Annotated in this window: 17 protein-coding genes; 2 read left to right on the top strand and 15 right to left on the bottom strand. The window is 53.5% G+C overall.

Translation table 11 applies throughout. The annotated features are described in order from the left end of the window. Positions 1-195: 195 nt before the first annotated feature. The 14 genes from P8Z34_00325 to P8Z34_00260 form a co-directional block, all read right to left on the bottom strand. Entirely contained in the window at positions 196-1,332 is a 1,137-nt protein-coding gene (locus P8Z34_00325; protein ID MEJ2549110.1) for a hypothetical protein, read from the bottom strand. A 65-nt stretch (positions 1,333-1,397) separates the two neighbouring features. After that, the gene (locus tag P8Z34_00320) at positions 1,398-2,576 is read right to left on the bottom strand and encodes a WD40 repeat domain-containing protein (protein MEJ2549109.1); all 1,179 of its coding nucleotides are present in this window, start codon (positions 2,574-2,576) and stop codon (positions 1,398-1,400) included. 74 nt (positions 2,577-2,650) lie between these two features. Then, on the bottom strand, positions 2,651-3,853 hold the full coding sequence (locus P8Z34_00315) for a HEAT repeat domain-containing protein (GenBank protein ID MEJ2549108.1): 1,203 nt from the start codon (positions 3,851-3,853) through the stop codon (positions 2,651-2,653). A gap of 31 nt (positions 3,854-3,884) precedes the next feature. Next, a complete protein-coding gene (locus P8Z34_00310; GenBank protein MEJ2549107.1) occupies positions 3,885-4,247 on the bottom strand; it encodes a hypothetical protein in 363 nt (120 codons plus the stop codon). 72 nt (positions 4,248-4,319) lie between these two features. Continuing rightward, complete coding sequence (locus tag P8Z34_00305) at positions 4,320-4,733, bottom strand: hypothetical protein (GenBank protein MEJ2549106.1); 414 nt, start codon at positions 4,731-4,733, stop codon at positions 4,320-4,322. A gap of 46 nt (positions 4,734-4,779) precedes the next feature. Further along, the gene (locus P8Z34_00300) at positions 4,780-5,052 is read right to left on the bottom strand and encodes a hypothetical protein (GenBank protein MEJ2549105.1); all 273 of its coding nucleotides are present in this window, start codon (positions 5,050-5,052) and stop codon (positions 4,780-4,782) included. Positions 5,053-5,070: 18 nt separating this feature from the next. Then, positions 5,071-5,430 carry a hypothetical protein gene (locus P8Z34_00295; GenBank protein ID MEJ2549104.1) on the bottom strand — a complete coding sequence of 120 codons (360 nt, stop codon included), beginning with the start codon at positions 5,428-5,430 and terminating at the stop codon, positions 5,071-5,073. Positions 5,431-5,466: 36 nt separating this feature from the next. Continuing rightward, a complete protein-coding gene (locus tag P8Z34_00290; protein ID MEJ2549103.1) occupies positions 5,467-5,898 on the bottom strand; it encodes a YbjN domain-containing protein in 432 nt (143 codons plus the stop codon). A 379-nt stretch (positions 5,899-6,277) separates the two neighbouring features. Then, entirely contained in the window at positions 6,278-7,360 is a 1,083-nt protein-coding gene (locus tag P8Z34_00285; GenBank protein ID MEJ2549102.1) for a hypothetical protein, read from the bottom strand. A gap of 101 nt (positions 7,361-7,461) precedes the next feature. Next, positions 7,462-8,670, bottom strand: coding sequence for a hypothetical protein (locus tag P8Z34_00280; GenBank protein ID MEJ2549101.1), 1,209 nt, complete (start codon positions 8,668-8,670; stop codon positions 7,462-7,464). Positions 8,671-8,748: 78 nt separating this feature from the next. Beyond that, positions 8,749-9,234, bottom strand: a complete 486-nt coding sequence (locus P8Z34_00275) for a response regulator transcription factor (GenBank protein ID MEJ2549100.1) — start codon at positions 9,232-9,234, stop codon at positions 8,749-8,751. Between the two features lie 153 nt (positions 9,235-9,387). Further along, the gene (locus P8Z34_00270) at positions 9,388-10,080 is read right to left on the bottom strand and encodes a DUF2569 family protein (GenBank protein ID MEJ2549099.1); all 693 of its coding nucleotides are present in this window, start codon (positions 10,078-10,080) and stop codon (positions 9,388-9,390) included. A 205-nt stretch (positions 10,081-10,285) separates the two neighbouring features. Continuing rightward, a complete protein-coding gene (locus tag P8Z34_00265; GenBank protein ID MEJ2549098.1) occupies positions 10,286-10,933 on the bottom strand; it encodes a response regulator transcription factor in 648 nt (215 codons plus the stop codon). 36 nt (positions 10,934-10,969) lie between these two features. Continuing rightward, positions 10,970-12,277: an ATP-binding protein gene (locus tag P8Z34_00260; GenBank protein ID MEJ2549097.1), complete on the bottom strand. Its 1,308-nt coding sequence runs from the start codon at positions 12,275-12,277 to the stop codon at positions 10,970-10,972. A gap of 463 nt (positions 12,278-12,740) precedes the next feature. On the opposite strand from P8Z34_00260, the gene P8Z34_00255 reads away from it, so the two are divergent. Further along, positions 12,741-13,634, top strand: a complete 894-nt coding sequence (locus P8Z34_00255; GenBank protein ID MEJ2549096.1) for a hypothetical protein — start codon at positions 12,741-12,743, stop codon at positions 13,632-13,634. Positions 13,635-13,725: 91 nt separating this feature from the next. On the opposite strand, the gene P8Z34_00250 is transcribed toward P8Z34_00255, so the two are convergent. Further along, on the bottom strand, positions 13,726-15,906 hold the full coding sequence (locus P8Z34_00250; GenBank protein ID MEJ2549095.1) for a hypothetical protein: 2,181 nt from the start codon (positions 15,904-15,906) through the stop codon (positions 13,726-13,728). A 135-nt stretch (positions 15,907-16,041) separates the two neighbouring features. Between P8Z34_00250 and P8Z34_00245 the strand changes: the two genes are divergently transcribed. Continuing rightward, entirely contained in the window at positions 16,042-17,088 is a 1,047-nt protein-coding gene (locus P8Z34_00245; GenBank protein ID MEJ2549094.1) for a hypothetical protein, read from the top strand. Positions 17,089-17,268: the final 180 nt, after the last annotated feature.

Below are 17,268 nucleotides of genomic sequence, written 5' to 3'. Positions count from 1 at the left end.
TTTTTTACGTCGACACGGAAATGAGAAGCGGGATGTAACCACACGCCGCGTGTTTCATCATCTTCATCAGGTGTCTGCGAAGCATAACGAATTCGCGCTTAATACACTCGAGGCAACTCGACGAATCGATAAGACACAGCTTTAACCCGGCCCTGGATCACAGGGTATGACAGACGAGAAGCATACGCCGGTAGACTATGGATTGTCCTGCACGATGCGAATCATTATACTGTCGGCCGAACCGGCCATCAGCTCGATCGAGACGCCGTCGTCAGTTAGTGTAACCGTGATGATCTCGCCGTTTACACCTTCGAGCGCGTGGCTTTGAACAAATCCCAGCCCTACCAGTACGTCTAGATAATCCTGCAGGACTTCCGCATCCGCCGGCGTGCATTCCAGAAGCACATCCTGGCTGGGGAAAACGTTGGCGATTTCACAGCGTTCGGGCGGTGGAATCAAGCCTTCGAGTTCCTGCGGCCAGGTCAACGCCGGCGAGGCATTCCCCTCTTCCTTTTCAATCGTCAACATCAACTCGGATGTGAGCGAATACATGATTCGTATCGACGTCTCGCCATCCGTCAACCACAGGTTTTCACTTTCGTTCACAGAGACGATGTTTGCGTCCTTGTGAAATCCTATCGCGTACAACGCATCGGCGTAATCCTCGAAGACTCCGTCGTCCGCAGGTTCACACATAATCGTGTACCCCAATCCATCACGGCTCGTTTGGTTAACACTCGTCAGCTTACAGCGCTCGGGTGGTGGGGCGATATCGATTAACGCAACCGGCCACTGCGGCGTGGTTGCGGCGATGACCTCGGCTTCGAATCCGGTGGTGTAAATATCGTACGTTGCCTCGCTGCCGCCAAACTCGAGCCGCATGTGGTATTCACCCTTGGTGATATCGACGGCGTCGTACTCGCCTTTTTCGATTTTCTCGGCCGAGTTGTCGGGGAAACCTTCGCGTGTGTATACGATGTACTCCAACTGAAATCCCGCAGCCTGGAGCTCTGCCAGGTAATCCTCGATCTGTCCTTCGGTGATATTTTCGTAAAAGATACGAATGTGAGATTCGGGCGCTGCCATCACCGTGGAAATCTGCCCCTTAAGTTCGGGGATATCCGCAGGAATATAATCTGGCCATTGCGCGCTGCTGCCGAATTGGAATCCACCCGATTCCCCGCCGAAATCCACGGGTGGGGAATCCACTTCGCCGGTCAAATCAGAAATGTCCGGAATGTCGTTCTCACTGAGTCTATCCTCGTTGCTGCATCCCACGAGCATGAAGAGGCAAACGAGTATTGGCAGTGCGATAAGTTCCGTTTTGGACATAGATGTGATTTCCTTCCACGCAGAGTCTAAACCAACGCCCTATTTTAACGGTTTTGCTGCCTGCGCTAGTTGTCAGTTTGATCGATTCCCCACAATCGAATGCTTCCGTCGTCGCTGCTGGAAATCAAGGTCGTTCCATCGAGGGAAAAGAGTAGATCGCCATAACAATGATCATCAAGCACCGTCAGCAGTTTTCCGGATGTTGCATCCCAGACTCGAATGAGACCATCCCCTCCCACTACAGCGAGAAGCTCACCGTTGGGGGAAAGCGCAACGGCAGTTGCATAGGCGTCTTCATTGTCAAATGTCGCCAGGCTTATACCTGCTTCAATGTCCCATAGTCGGGCATGCTTATCGAAACTGGAGGAAGCAAGCAGTTTACCGTCGATAGAGAATGCCAGGTCCGAGATCATATCTCTATGCCCCATGAGATCGTCGAGCTTCCTGCCTTCATCTAGATCCCACAAACATATGTTGCCGCGGTAATCTCCCGCCGCCAATATGCGACCATCCGGAGAAAAAACAACTCTTAATCCCCCGGACAATCCATTAAGTGTTGTTTCCAGCCGTCTGGTTGCCACATTCCAGATTTTTACCGTGCTATCCAGGCTGCTGGAGGCAACGATCTCACCTACAGGTGAATAATCCACACTCCAAAGGTAATCACCGTTGCCGATGAACGTGCCGAACACTTTCCCCGTCGATCGATCCCAGAGTTGAACGACCCCACTTTCATAAGAACCCGACACGATCTGTGATCCATCCGGGGAGAAGGCAATGCCCGGGGAGACAGCAACGACGTACTGGCTGAGGTCGTGGGATTCACTTCCTTCGAGGACGATTTCTAAATCCCCACTCCGCCAATTCCACAAATATATACTGCCAATAATGTCCTCTCCTGCCACCGTTTCGCCATCCTTCGATAGGGCAAGGCTAATAATGGGTATGATGTCTCGATTCCCGGTTATTAACTTTGAAACCCGAGTCATCGAGGATGCATTCTCGATCGTTATCGGAATCGGTGCTGGAGTGGAGGTCGGTGAGGGTTGCTGCGTCGCGGTGGCCGTCGTCGAAGGCAGCGGAGTCTTTTCTTCTTCGAGACTCATGCTCTTCGTTTCAACCCCTTTTGTACTGCACGCCGTAAGAATCATGATCAGCAGCGCCGTCAACGTGGTCCGAATCGAACCGCATGCTGTGCACGCTCGTCGATAAGCGCATCCGTCGATCATTCCTGATTCTTTCATCGAAGGTTCTCCATTTCTCATGACTCTGATTCTCGATGGTGCTCAGCGCCGTGAGAAAATGATACTCCCGGGGATCAAGCCAACGTATCGAGCGCTTTCTTTGCCGCGATATGTACTTCCTGTTCTTCGTCCTCGAGCAGCGCCTCGAGTCCGGCTTTCGCCCTTCCATCTTTGATTTTCCCCAACGCCGCAGCCGCAGCAGCTCGCACCTGTGGATCTTTGTCTTTGAGAGTCCCCATTAAAGCTTCAAGTGCCCGCGCATCACCAATTTCGCCGAGCGTCTTCGCGGCAATGATGCGGAAGCGGGCTTCCCGATCGTGCAGGGCGCGCATGAGCGGCTTAACGGCGCGTGGATCCCGCGTTTCTTCAAGATAATCCAACAATTTGCGGTATCGCTTGGAATGATCGATCGGATCGATGTACTTCGACCGGGATGAACGCACGTCTCGGTCCATCTGCTTTATCTCTCCGATCGCCGCATCGATCCGGTGTCGGCCGAGAGCGAGTACGGCCAGTATGAAGGGTGTGAAGAGTATGCTGATCACCCCGATCTTCCCCGATCGGCCCAGGCAAAGAGACAATTCCCGGCGGATGAACGTGCCTGCCACGTAGGTGAGCAGCCAAAGAGCGGCGATCACGACAAAATCACCAAGCTGCGCTTCAGCGTATAAAAATGTGTACATCGTTTTCTGCACCGCGAGGATGAACATCGGAAATATCGCCAACGCCCCAAGCCGTAAAAGCAATTCGTATCCACCATTTGTGTAACGCGCCGTACTGACGATCTCTTCCTCCTCGACGCGCTCTTTCTTACCCCAAACCGGTGGTTGTCCGGTTTCTGCAAATTTCTGGGATTCGCGAGCCATGCGGCGCACGCGCAGGGCGAGGATCGCCGGATAAGCAAATGGGATGGCAAACATCATCACGATCACCAGGGCCATCGCCAACGGGGACATGTCATCCGGCGAGTCCATCAGGGAACCCAAGATCGCCATAAAAGGCATCGACACCATCCCCCACAAGAACACTTGCGTAAGGCAGCCGACAAATATCCCGTTGCAGCCTTTGACCCCCAGCCACGATGGCAGGATGATCTCAGACAGGTATAGACGCAGCTTTTCGGATGTCGAGAGTTGATCCCAGGTCGGCAGACCTGTGTCCAACACCGCGCCACAGGATCCGCATTTAATCTGCGCCGGTCCAATACGCCGGTTTCCAAATTTAGCTTTACACTTGGGACAATACATGTACGTGATTTTGTATTCAATTTTTGCCATGATGATTTTCCTCCCTGGCTGCCGTTTGCAGTCACGTTTCCGTGAAGAAATAATTTCCACAGAGATGTAGCCCCTCAGCCGAACGCCAGAGACAGACCGAAGCGGCGTTTCCATCGGACCAGGCCATCACCTGGCCGCATCCCAACTGAGGCATGACGTCGATGGTAAAGAAATGAAATCCATATTCTCGCGTCGATTTTTCGAGATTTCTTTCAACGAGTTGATGCAGAGACTCTTCCGTACCTTGAATCAAGCTTCTCGAGCCCCATGCCTGCTTGAATCCTTCAAACTCTCGTTCGATACGCTGTCGATCCCAGACGGGAATAGAAGGCAGCGCCCGTTCGAACAGCGCCCTCGTCGCCTCTATCGCCGACGGGGTTTGTATGTGCTGCATTGTCTCCATCCGGTTCGCACTTTCTCGGCGCTTGCCGCGAAACCCGAAACGCCTTTTGGGCTCATAATCGATCTACCCGCGACTCTGGTCGCGCCGAACTGCGTCCAACGCGGAACGAGCGTTGTAGCCGCCGGTCAGATTTCCTGCCAAGTCGACTCTGCCGGCCTCGGGCAACGGCTCGCTGATCACGGTGTTTCCCTCGATGAAGTTCGGTGAAGCCGCCAAAGCCCGATAATCGACGCTCTCTCCCAGGACGCTGCGAATTTCATCGAGGATCTTTTCATCCCGGGATTGAATTGCAAGACAATACACATTTTCCGTGCCATTCAGGCTTGCGCGCGTATCGCCCTCGAAGAGAACGCATCCACCAAGCTTGCTGACGTCCACCGCCTTCCAGAATATCTTCCAACTAGCAGTTCCGTAATCCGCAGATTCGATTTTATCGATCTCGAAACGTATCCCCAGTGTGGGCATGTTGGGCATCATCTCGCGCCTCCGGTCGACGATCGACCACCGAGTTCACGCATAGGTATCAGGGACGTAAAACATCTCCCTCCCTGGCCTGTGCAATTTGCTCCTTCGTGACGTTAAATCCCGATGCTTGAAGAAATGCATGAAAGCAGTCCGGACCCGAACCCGAGTACCCGAACTTGAAGATGAATTCATTGGGCAGGGTCACTTCCTGACGCTCACATTCGAGAACGATTCGAGAAGGACTCTTCGATTCCAACCTCACAGCCAGCAGACGGCCGAATTGATTGGCAACATCGGCTGCGATTTTTCTGCCTTCTGCTTCGTACGCCATGGCACACGCCCTCCTGTTTCATGCTTTCGGTGTCGCTCGTAGCGGCACTTTGCCGGTATCCCACCAGTGCTTTGCGTCTGCAGCAGCGACCTTCATGTCGAGGCCTCGTTTTCTCGCTCCTTGTTCGCACATCAAGATGGGGGCAAAGACGCCGGCGCCGGCGACGAGGTACGTGCCCATCTGACTCGACAAGCGCTGGATCTTCAATTGCGCTTCTGCTTCCGTCAGACAATCCCGCCGGAATTCCACGACTTCCGGAGAGATATAAATGTATCCTTCGCCGCGCTGAAGCGTGGCGCCCGGATAGCCGCATGGACAGGCGTCGTCAGAACAAAGCGCGCTGCCCATCTCGTTTCCGGAAACCTGCATGTACTTCATGTTACCAACCTCCTCTGAAGATCGCTTTTGACTCGACTAATCGATCCAGCGTCTTCCACGCGTCATCTTCACGATTTGTTCGTCGTAGTCGTCGGCAACGATAGCAACCTGGGAAACGGCGACGAACAATTCCGCTTCATCCAGATAATCGCCGAGAAGCACATGTGTGTACCAGACGCTGTTGTTCTCAGGATTGAGAGAAAACTTGCCGAACAACAGTTCGTGGTTTTTCTCAGCCAGAAAACGTGTGAGTTCAGCCGTAACTTTCTTCACGTCCAGGGCAACAGGTGCCATGACGCTCACCAGCGTCTGCTCATTCCAATCATATGCAACGATCGCCACGACGGTAGAACCTTCGCGAACCCACAACTCCCCACTCGGTTTGACTTCGTAACTCAAATTCTTCTGACTCAAGTATTGTTGGATTTTATTGCGCAAGGCTTCTACTTTTGGTGATGTCTCTGACATTTCGGCTCTCCTTTTCACTCTCGTACGTTTTTCTGAATGGAAATTAGCGAACGGTTGTGTGAGATCCTGGACGATTTCAATGCCTTCAGCGTGGATCTACACTGCGGATTTGCCACATATTTTTAGCCCCGCACTGCGGACACGCGGATCGCTTGACCTGTTCCAGATCGGCACAGTTGCTGCAAATGGTGTACACGTTGTTCGCTGGACAGACGCCACAGATTGCGACTTGGACTGCGCCTCCACCGATCATGATCGATTCTTCAAACATCCTTCCACATTTTCGGCAACGCATCGATTTCCCTCCTTAGTGTTCGGTTTTGTGGTTAGTCATCTACCTGCACGTTCATGCAACGAATGAAATCCGGTTAAAGCGAACTCAACTTTCGCACAACGACGCCGGATCGATCAGCAATCCCGGAATCTGGCAAATCTCCGGCGGCACGGCGTTGACGAAGTTGCCGTACAGAATCAACGATTCGAGCGCTTGAAGCCGCCCCAGTTCGGGCGGCAAGACCTCGATCATGTTGCTGGACACGTCCAGGGACTTCAGCCGAGTCAATTCGCCGATCTCGGCCGGCAATGTGGTCAGCAAATCACCGCTGAGATTCAACTGCTCCAGGTTAGTGAGCTGGCCGATCTCCGGCGGAAGCTCCGAAAGCATGCTCCAGGCTATCGTCATCGAGCGCAGTTGAGTCAGTTGGCCGATCTCCGGTGGCACGGTTCGCGCATCGATCGCGGTCAGATCCAGCACTTTCAGATTCAACAATGAGCCGATTTCTGCCGGCACTTCTTGAAGCGAGTTGTTGTCCGCAAGGAGGATTTCCAGGCTTTCGAGCCCGGCAATTTCAGGGGGCATATCAGTTATCTGATTGCTCGCCAGATCCAGTTCACGTAGTCTGTTAAGTTGTGTGACTTCGATGGGAAATTTCGAAAATAGATTTTCACTTATAATGAGTGTTTCCAGGTTTTCGAGCTGACCGATTTCCGGCGGCAGCGCCCTCAGTTGGCAATCACGCAGATTCAGGATGCGCAAATTTCGCAATTGCCCGATTTCCGGCGGCAGTTCCCGCAGCGCCGATTCTTCCAGATTCAATTCTTCAAGGCTTTCAAGCAACCCGATCTCGGGCGGCAATTTCGAAAGAAAAGGGGTGTTGGATAGGACCAATGTTTTTAAATTCTTCAACTGTCCGATATCAGGCGGCAGTTCACCAAAAAGGTTATAGGACAGGACTAATTTTTCCAGTTTTTCCAATCGACCGATAGCAGAAGGAATTTCGATCAGATCGTTACCTTCCAGATCCAATTCCTTGAGATCCGTCATTTGCAAGACTTCGGATGGGAAGATCATCAATGGATCGCCGTGCAGAATCAAGGATTCGGGGCCTTCGCTTTCGCTGGAGTCGACGACCCATGCTGTTGGTCGTGATATTTCATCTTCCGGTGTGCTTGAGCTGGCCACGATTGGCCCGCCCGATCCGGAATTCTCACAAGCAGTCATAATAAAAATACAGAAAGTCATACTTGTGGCGATGAAAAACTTATACGTTCGAGTAGAAATTCTCATCGAACGATCCCCCTTAGATTCTCCATCACCCAGTCAAAGGCCAATGAGTCTGACGGCCGGCTTCCGTTGAGATTGTAGCCCTGTGAAATCGACTGCGGGCATCCTCGAGGATCTGATCCGGAGAAAGTCCTCGTTTTGACGATTTCAGCGGTGAGAACATCCCGAATGCTGACCTTGAGCCAGTGCCGCCCTCTGGATACGGACGTTCCACCGGCGTAAATGCACGTTTCGATGATCTCAACTCCCCGCTCGACACAAATCGCATACTGAAACTCACCGGGACTTGCTGCCTGCATATCAGATGGCAACTCGAATTCAGATCCTCCAAACCAAAGCTTGCCGAACTCGCGATCTGACAGGCCTACAGCGGGCGAAATCGCAGGCTTACCATTGCACACCGCTTCCCATGATTCTCGAATGAGAGACTTCCCATATTCGCCGGTGTCCAGGCTGGACGCGTAGATCGTCGACTCAAGCTCGTCCGCGGCCAATGATGCTTCTTCTGAATACGGGTATCGATCCATTACGAATTGATACGTTTCGATCGCCGATTGGTAATCCTCGCCTTCTTGCAGATAGACCTGCCCACAAGCCAGGTAGACTGGAGGAAGCCGGGTGGCCGGTTGAGGAACCCATTGGCCTTCGGAAAGAAGCTCGATCGAGTCACACAATTCCAGATTCGCAAGGTCGGCGGGATCATTTTCAATCAAGATCGTTTCGATTTCTGAACCGGAGGATTCGATAATGGCTTCGTCATCGCTGGTTCCAATCAACCCAAGGTATGCGACGAGAGCCATACCTAAGTCCCCGTCCTGTTTACTCGAAGCAGCCATCTGTTCAAAACACGAAACCTTCTCTTCCATGGCTTTATTGACGAAGTTACCGATGTCTGTAAATCTTGAAGAATAGATAATGCCATCGTAGTCATCCACTGCGGTCAGGAAATTTCCGCTCTGACAAGCCTGAAGACCTTTGCGAAAGGTACTTGCGTCCTGGAGGTGTTCGGCGACTACTGCGAAGACGCCTATGCCGAGGACGATCATCCCTAAAATCAGGAACAAGCGTTTCAGGTTACCGCCCCGGGGGAATTTGACATTGATCAATCCCTTTTTACGCAATAGAAGGAAACCAATTACGAGCAACGGCGATAGCATCAATAGACTGATAAAGATACAAAGTCCACTCAATACAAATGTGTCTTTCATGTACTCAGACTCCCGGTTGATTCATGAAGTGCCTTGCCCTCGTGAACTCTCATCTGCACTCATACGATTCCAGATCACTCATTCGAGAGAATTGTCCGATAATCCGTTGTTCTTGCTATAACCAATTACCTTATCCATCACGCCCCGGCTGTACCACGCCTCGCCGCTTGCAACGGACTGAACGGCAGCAACGACCTCCTCCAGGGCTTCCTCTTTCAGCAGGTATCCTTTCGCGCCAGCGCGCAACATGCCCCAGACGTATTCCTCATCCTGGAATGCGCTCATCGCCAAGACCCTCGTCGACAGCCCGCGATCTCGGATTCTTCGCGCCACCTCAGGGCCCGAGATGTCCGGCAGTTTGCAATCCAGCAAGATCACATCAGGATTCATTCGTTCGACCAACCGCAGCGCTTCCGCGCCGGTCGCCGCCTCCGCGATCACCTGCAGCCGAGGCGCACTGTCCAGCGCCTTGCGGATTCCCTGACGCACTCCTGCATGATCGTCGACCAGCAATATGCGGATTTTCATCACTTCCTGTGCCGCATTCCATTCTTTGGTCCGCACCACCCTTGCATGACCGCTATCGTCGTCACCTCGCCGGTTCGAACGCCTGATAACACGTTGATATTGACTCTTTCAGCCATTTGCTCCACCGCGAAACGGCGACATCGATTCCCACCTGTAGAATCTTTCGCCCCAGTGGACGCATATTCGTATTTACTCAATAAAGCCGTGCAGCACGATCGAATCCACAGCATAACCAAACATAAAAACTGCAATCACAAAAACGATGGCGAACACGTAAACTTTTTTCCCAAGGCCCGCCAGCCAACCATAGAGACCTGAGGCCACGGGAAGAAGAGGCCTGGTAATGATTCCCAGTGTGGAATCTGCTGCAAGATCTGTCACGAACGTGTTGCGGACGCGATCATCGAGCACGAAATACGGCACGAGGAGCAGAGTCTGGAAAAGCATTACCATCTGGCTGAGCATTGGATCTCCTCGCCCGGCCACTCTCGCTTCCGGAAATCGCCAGAAAAGGTTTGCCGACAGAGTCGACAAAATCGAAAAGATAATCAAGAACAGAACGAACATCGCCGGCAAGATATCCGACTTCTTTACAAAGAGAACCAGGAGAACGATTACCGCAGCGAGCAGTAAAAGATCGTAAATCATGTACGGCCAGATCACTTCGCGCTTCGACGGATATGACGTCGTCGAGACTGAGTTCAACATACTCAGAAATAGAATCGGCTGTACGATGAGCAGCATAAGCGGGTATAGAAGGCAACCGCCGATACCTCGTTTGGTGTTGTCACGCTGCACCTCGGCATGCGTAAGGTCCGAATCACTTGATGCAGCGTTCTCTACACGTTTTTCGTTCGACGGCTTGATGGCTTCGGCACTCATTGCTCCTCCCCATTTCATCCCGGAAGCGGCACGCGCATTCGCCGTCAATGGAGTTCGTGTAATTTCCGCCCAAGGAGCGTTGATCGATAACGTTCCGGCGAGTTCAAATCCATGCCGCGCTGGGAAATTCAAATAGGATGGTAGATCAAAGATGGAACGGTCTGTAGGTACACGCGTAGGGATTTCACCCAGTACGACGGTACTTTTATTCCTGGACTTCCTGATCCAACCCCAACTGGACGGCGATCTTTGCCGCCGCTACGCGGTTGTTGACCCCCAGCTTGCTGTAGATGCAGTGCACGTAGTTCTTGATCGTCTGCACGCTGACGCACAATTCGGCAGCGATTTCACCGTTATCCAACCCCCTTCCGAGCAATCCGAGCACCTCGATCTCGCGCGGCGTCAAATCCGCCAGAACCGGCCTTTCCCTTTCGCCGCGCGCCCAGGCAGCCACTTTACGCACGACCTGCATGCTGTACCACTCGTCGCCCTGCACTACCTGCCGTACCGCACGCTCCACGGTATCCAGGGCTTCTTCTTTCAAGATATAACCTTTTGCACCGGCCTGGAGCATGCTGAAAATTTCCTGATCTTCTTTGAACGCGCTCAGCGCGACGACGTTTGTCGGGATGTTCTTCTTGCGGACCTCTGTTGCCACCTGCCATCCTGGCATTTCTGGCAGCCGGCAGTCGAGCAGCACAACGTCAGGCCGCAGCTCGTCGATCATCTTCAATGCCTCGAGGCCGTCACCGGCTTCACCGACAACCTCGATATCGTCCGCTTGATCCAGCCTGGCCCGAATGCCGGCGCGGATCGCCGGATGATCGTCTGCCAACACGACACGAATGTTCATTCATGCACCTCGCCGCTCGACGTCGTTTGATTGCAGTCACGCATCGAGTTCAATTTCGTTGGGAATTCCATCGGTCGCGGATGAGATTCCTTCATAACGCCCCCAGGCGCGGACCGTCGTCCCGCGTCCTGATTCCGAATGCACCTCCAGGTGACCTCCCGCTTTCTCCAGGCGTTCTTTCATCATCACCAGACCGTAATGCCCCTCCAGTTCCATCGCGTCGAGGTGTTTCGGCACGGTAAAACCCTGCCCCTCATCCCGCACTTCCAGTTCATATTGGTCTTCGTCCAGGCGAAGTCTCACCCACACTTCGCGGGTACCGGAGTGTTTTGCCGCATTGTTCACGGCCTCTTTATACGTCGACAACAGCGCCGTAGCGACGGAGTCGTCCGCCAGAGTACGGTTTTCGGGTACATCGAGGTTTACCGTTAAGTCTTTCTTCTCCATCAACCGCGTGGCGTGTTCCGCCATCGAAGCTTCCAACCCCATTGCATCCAATCCACCGGAGCGCAACCTGCTGCAGGCATCACGTACGGTTCGCATGATCCGATGGACCTCCCGCACCGTCTGCTCCAGTGCATTCCTCAGGAGCTTGTCTTGCGATCGATCTCGATAATCGCTGAGCTGGTAACTCAAGGCGATCAAATCCTGAACGGGGCCATCGTGCAGATGCCCGGCGACGGTTCGACGCTCCTGTTCGCGCGCCGTAGAAACACGCGCCCGGGCCGCATCCAGCGCCACCGCTGCACGCTCCACGCGCAGGAGCAGTCTGCCCTGTACTTGAACGATCAACGCAACGTGAAGCGTAAATACGGTCAACATCGCCGTAAAAGCGATGATTTCAAAAACCCAGGTGAAAGGGGACAGTGCAGGATTGGGATTGACCATCCACTGCGCGAAGGCATCCTGAGATGCACCGATGGTGTAGCCGATGTACAGGAGCCAGCTAAGTCCGGCAGCCACGACGCCCGAACGCACATCGATCAACACGATCGCCGCCACTGGAATAGCGACCAGCACCAAACGTCCGTTGCCGATCATTCCGCCTGCGACCAGTGTTTCCGCGGCAAGCACATATCCGCCCAACAACATCCCCCAACCCCTGACGCTGTGCGGAAGCCGCTTCAACACGAGCAGGAGGATCACCAGGAGATATGCCAATACAGCGCTCGCAGCGGCGGAACGGTGATGGGGGACTTGGTAAGCTCTATACAACGTGAGTGTGATGGGGATGACACCCGCAACCAGTATGGCGATCAGAATCTTGCGCAGCGTACGCTCGCGCCAGGCCTGCAGCTCTCTGGCCGCCCAGGCACCAGTTTGCGTTCCCGATCCATCGGGCATCGTCTGCCTCCTCGATGAACGCACGATATCGCACGTCCGCGCTTTACGCTTTACAATGTATGTACCGGCAGTAAATCAAGCCCATTGCCAGACACGAAATATGATTCCTAAAACCAATATGCTCGTTTTCGTATCTCACCATACTGCTTCTCAGATCAAGAAAAGGGAGAGGTAAGACACCCCCAAACCTGAATGTGCGTGAAAGATGTTATCCATTCTGCATACGTCTTCTTGCTTCCGTTTATTATAAAGCAATGCACTCGCATCAATGCCAGAGTTGAAAATTCGCGCGACATCGTCGAACAGCAGTAGATTCTAAAAAATCAAGATCGTCCTATAAATCTACGAACGAACCGCTGCGTAGGATTATTGTCAGGTTAATGAGGGACCAAAAAGGAAAGAAACCGCACTTTCTACTGTAGCATCATCCTATACACGAACGACGTTCATGAAAGGAAAACATATGGATATCGCAAACATTTTCAAACGCGCATGGGAAGTTACCTGGAAGAATAAAGGGCTCTGGGTACTGGGTATCCTGGCGAACTGTTCCGGAAGCAGCGGTCAGGGGTCGGGAAACGCGGGCCCCAGAATGGAGTACCGCTTCAACGAGGGTGACTTCCCCCGAATCGAAAACTGGATACAGAGTGTTCCGGAGGAAACCTGGATCACCATCGCCGTCGTCGCCACCTGCGTGATAATCCTGCTGGCGATCATTTTCTGGGCGCTCTCGGCGATCGGCAACGGCGGTTTGATCTCCGGCTTTCAGATGGCCGATATGGGCGAAGCCCCCACGTTGGCCAGATCCTTCCGCCAGGGAATCCGTCATTTCTGGAAGCTGATGGCAATCCAACTCATCATTGGATTAGGGATTCTGGTGATCGTGATCGCAGGGATCATTGGTGGAACCTTGTTCTCCGTCCTGACTTTGGGCATCGGATTGCTCTGCCTGCTCCCGCTCGTATGCTTGTTGATTCCTTTGATGATCCTGCTCTCGATTTACACCATGCTGACGCAGGTCGCGGTGATCGTTGAAGAACTCGACATCATGAGCTCTTTCAAACGATCCTGGGAAGTCGCGCGCACGAATCCCGGGGAGATCATCCTGGTAGGCCTGGTCCTGGGCGTCGGTGGATTCATTGCCGGATTGATTTTGATGATCCCCATCGCTCTGATGGTCTTGCCCCTGATCATCAACCTGGTCAACGGCCACGAACTCGCCAGCTTTACCAACACCATCATCGGCATCCTGCTCTACCTGCCGGTCTTGTTGGTCGCCAACGGCATCGTACGCACTTTTGTCACCGGTTCTTGGACTTTGGCTTATCGCAACTTGATCGCAGCCGAAAGCGCGTAGTCACAGCGCACTTCAAGTCCGAATCTGGATTTGAGCCGTTAACGAGATCCGAGCGCCGTCATCCGCAGCGCATAACACCCTTCAATCGGTGTTATGCGCTGTCACCTTTCATCTTTTGACCGCCGCTCTGCTTTTGTTCCGAGGTCCTGAGGCGGAGACGTTCCGGTTGTGCGGAAGCCGGATTCCAACGGTACAGTCCAGGGGTAGTCGTCTCTTCACCGACCACGATCATGAGGTAGGTATAATCCCGTTGAAGTTGATCCCACCTGTCGATCTCGTCCACCCGCTGTAGCCATGAACCCGTGTTGATGTACCAGGGGGAAGAAGGATCCCGGGACACTTTGCGGCAGTCTGGGTCGTGCGTGTGTCCGAAGACGAGATATTTGACAACCGGCGCGGATCCGGCGTCCATGGGATCCGATAGAATCTTCCAGACTTTTTTCGATGCCGCAAACATATAGTCATACGCTCCGACTCCCTCATCCTTTGAAAAGATAAGCGGCACGAGGATCGATTTGAGCAAGAAGCCCAGTATTCCCAAAATGACCGCATGATTGAGATAACTGTCGAGAAGCATATCGAAAGATGCGGACACGAGGAACTGCCAGACGAACGGCCCTACAAAGACAAGCAAAAGGAACAAAATGATCAGCAGCGGCGGCACTACGACAACCATAAAGCGAAAGATTTTCCGCAGGGGGGTGACCCGTTTCACAAAAGCTTCGTCTTCAATCCGTTCCAGGTGTTCGAGGCTGAGGTTTCCTCGAGCCAGATTGGCGAGGGTGTAAATGTGATAGTTATCCGCTGTCGATTGCCATTTTTCGGCGGCGCGCAGTTCATCCCCGCTGTGCACCTTGCGATAACGGAGCCTGGATCTTCGTCGATCGCGGAAATAATCCTTGAAGCTGCGCGAGACGAGCACTTTGACGAACTTCCACAAACCTGGCCCGTGTTTTGTAAACAACCGTATCATGTCCCTTAATCGGTTTTTGAAAGTCCAGGTGATGACACGCGTGATGGGTCTCAAATTGTCTGCAAAGGGGAACGTCTCTTCGACTTTGTTGAAGAAATAACGCACGAAGAAAGCGCCGGGCGGAAGACGAAGGCGTCGAGGATCGAATTGCAGCACGGGATAGAGAAAATTTTCGAAGAAATCAGCCAACTCATACTGATTGCCGTGTTCGATGTAAGCTACACCGGGCTTGAAGTAAATCCAGGGCGCGAAGGTGCAGTCGTTATGCACCCACTCAGCCAATTGGGGTAAATTCTGAACAAGGCTGATCGGTTCCGTCGACCAGCGAGGATCGGAGAGGCGCAAATCTGCCGCGGCATCGAGGATCAGCTCACGAATTCGTTCCTGCACTCCGGGCCAGAACAGCTCGACATCATGGTTGCCCTTCATGATCACGAGTGAATTCCCCCGATCGAGAAACCAGGCGAGAGCACTGAAGAAAATCGGATGGCCCTCGGCGATGCGATCCAATTTCCATACGGCTTCCGGCTCCGTGGTGCCCAATCCGTAGTTGCGTTCGCTTTTCGACAAGTATGGTTCCTTCCGGCAGGCCAGGATGCAGATTTCGTTTGTCAAATGCTCCAAATCCCAGAGGCGTTCAGGATTGATATTTTCTCCCCAACCTTTCAGTCGTTGCGCTTGTTCAATCAGCACCCTGTGCGTTTCGCCGAATCGCTCCTGCATCACTTCTACGGACTCATCCAGGCGCGTAAGCGCTTGCCGCCTTCTCATCTCGGGCAGTGCGACGTGATGGCGTAATGGGCTGGCATTTTCATCCTGAATGTAGTGGGTGACCTTGCGCTGTAACGCATGCGGATCGGCTGCCGGTAATGAGAGAATTTGCAGGAATTCAAAACCGTCCCCGGCGATGATCAGCTTCCAGGGAAGCCCGTTTCGGCGGTGGGTTTCGTGAAACCGCAGGAAGTCGGCGAAGGCTTTATCGGCCAGGAAATCCTCATTCGGCGACCATTTTCCGGTTTCAGGCCTGAAGCCCTCGCTCAAATGCGTATCACTCACGATCAACAGGTTGCTGTCGGCTTCAGCCATTCGATCACCCCGCCAGATCAAAATTCTCGCTCTCTGTTCGATCTCGTGCTCAGCGATGTGCAGGATCCGTCTTCTAATATCGCCGGGCGATTTGGCAGCATACAGAAAGAAACCCGGTTCTCCTGCGAAGTCGGGTTTCTCATCGTGTCGATATCGGGCTCCCCGCTGCGCCTTAGCCTGCCGTTTTCCCTGGGCCAAGCGATGTGCTGCCAAATTCCGCCTACAGCATACAAGAAAACGATGAGGGGTTCAATTGTTATTTCCACAGCACGCGATCATGAAAAGCGAGATGCCTCGATTTCTATATAATACTCGCCTGAAGGTACCTTCGGCATCCAGGAGAGCCTCATGCAGCGAATCACTTTGCCTTGCTTCGTCATCCTTGCGTTGGTCATGACTGCTTGTCAAGCCAGCCCGGCCACGATTGCACAGACCGGATCGCGTCCCCCCACACCCGATAAAAGGTGCGGCGACGGGGTCTGCGATGGACCGGAGACCATCGACAACTGCCCGGCGGATTGCAGTTTGCCGTCTGCGGCAGATAATCAACGCGTGCTCTATCTTGGCCTCATGATCCATCTCGAAGGTTGGGGGGACGATGAAGACGAAGCGAAATTCGAACAACATGCCCAAATCGTGCGCGAGTGGGCCAGTTTGTTCGAATCCTACGGCGCGAAACTTACGTTCGAAAGCAAGGAACTCACGGACGGATCGATCCGCTGGGGCGATAACGTACTGCTGGAAATGCAGCAGCGCGGCCACGGCGTCGGTGTGCATGCGGACATCGGGGGGCAGCAAAATTACAACTGCGCCCGTTTCAGCGACGACCTGCGCGCCGAAAAAGAGCAGCTCGAAACCCTGGGGGTGGTCGTGCGGCACCTCTCGGGCAACACCTCGCATTGCGATTGGGTGACCGCTTCGGCCGATGCCGGCTATCTCTTCACCACCGGAATCGTATCGTACAGCGTGATGTCGATGCCTGAAGCGCTGCGCCCGCCCGAGTACCGCGACTGCAAGACACCTTCGGAATGCCACGACGTTATTCCCGCCGACCTGGCCGAGCGGATCCATCCCTGGCGCGCCAACAGCGGCCTGGATTGGCTCACCCATGATCCCAATGGCCGGCTGGTGATCCTTGCGGAAAACGGCGAGATGCCCACGCAGATGGAAGACATCGACGCATTCATCGCGGAACTCGAGGAAGCCATTTCGCTCGCCGAACCCGGCATGGTGAACATCTATTACGTCGGCAAGAGCATCGGGTCGCCAGTCGAGACCGGGGTGGTCGAGGCCTGGCTGCAGCGCCTCCAGCCGTACGTGCAATCCGGACAGGTGCAGTGGATGACGCTGCCGGAAATGTACGCGGCTTATGTACAATGGGAGCAGGGTCAATAAGAAACGACGCTGCCATAACTCCTGGTCGATGTGAGTATCAAACCACTATTGATCTTGGCGTCGACCGCCAGAATCCCCCGATGCCAAAACCCGGATTTCGAGGGGAAGTGATAATACCTTAAAATCATGCTAAGATCGTGTCGTTTTCACACGCAAACAAGGGATTACTATCGGTAGTCA

It is taken from the genome of Anaerolineales bacterium (genome assembly GCA_037382465.1).
Classification (GTDB): Bacteria; Chloroflexota; Anaerolineae; order Anaerolineales; family E44-bin32; genus WVZH01.
This window is presented reverse-complemented; position numbering and strand designations above follow the sequence as displayed.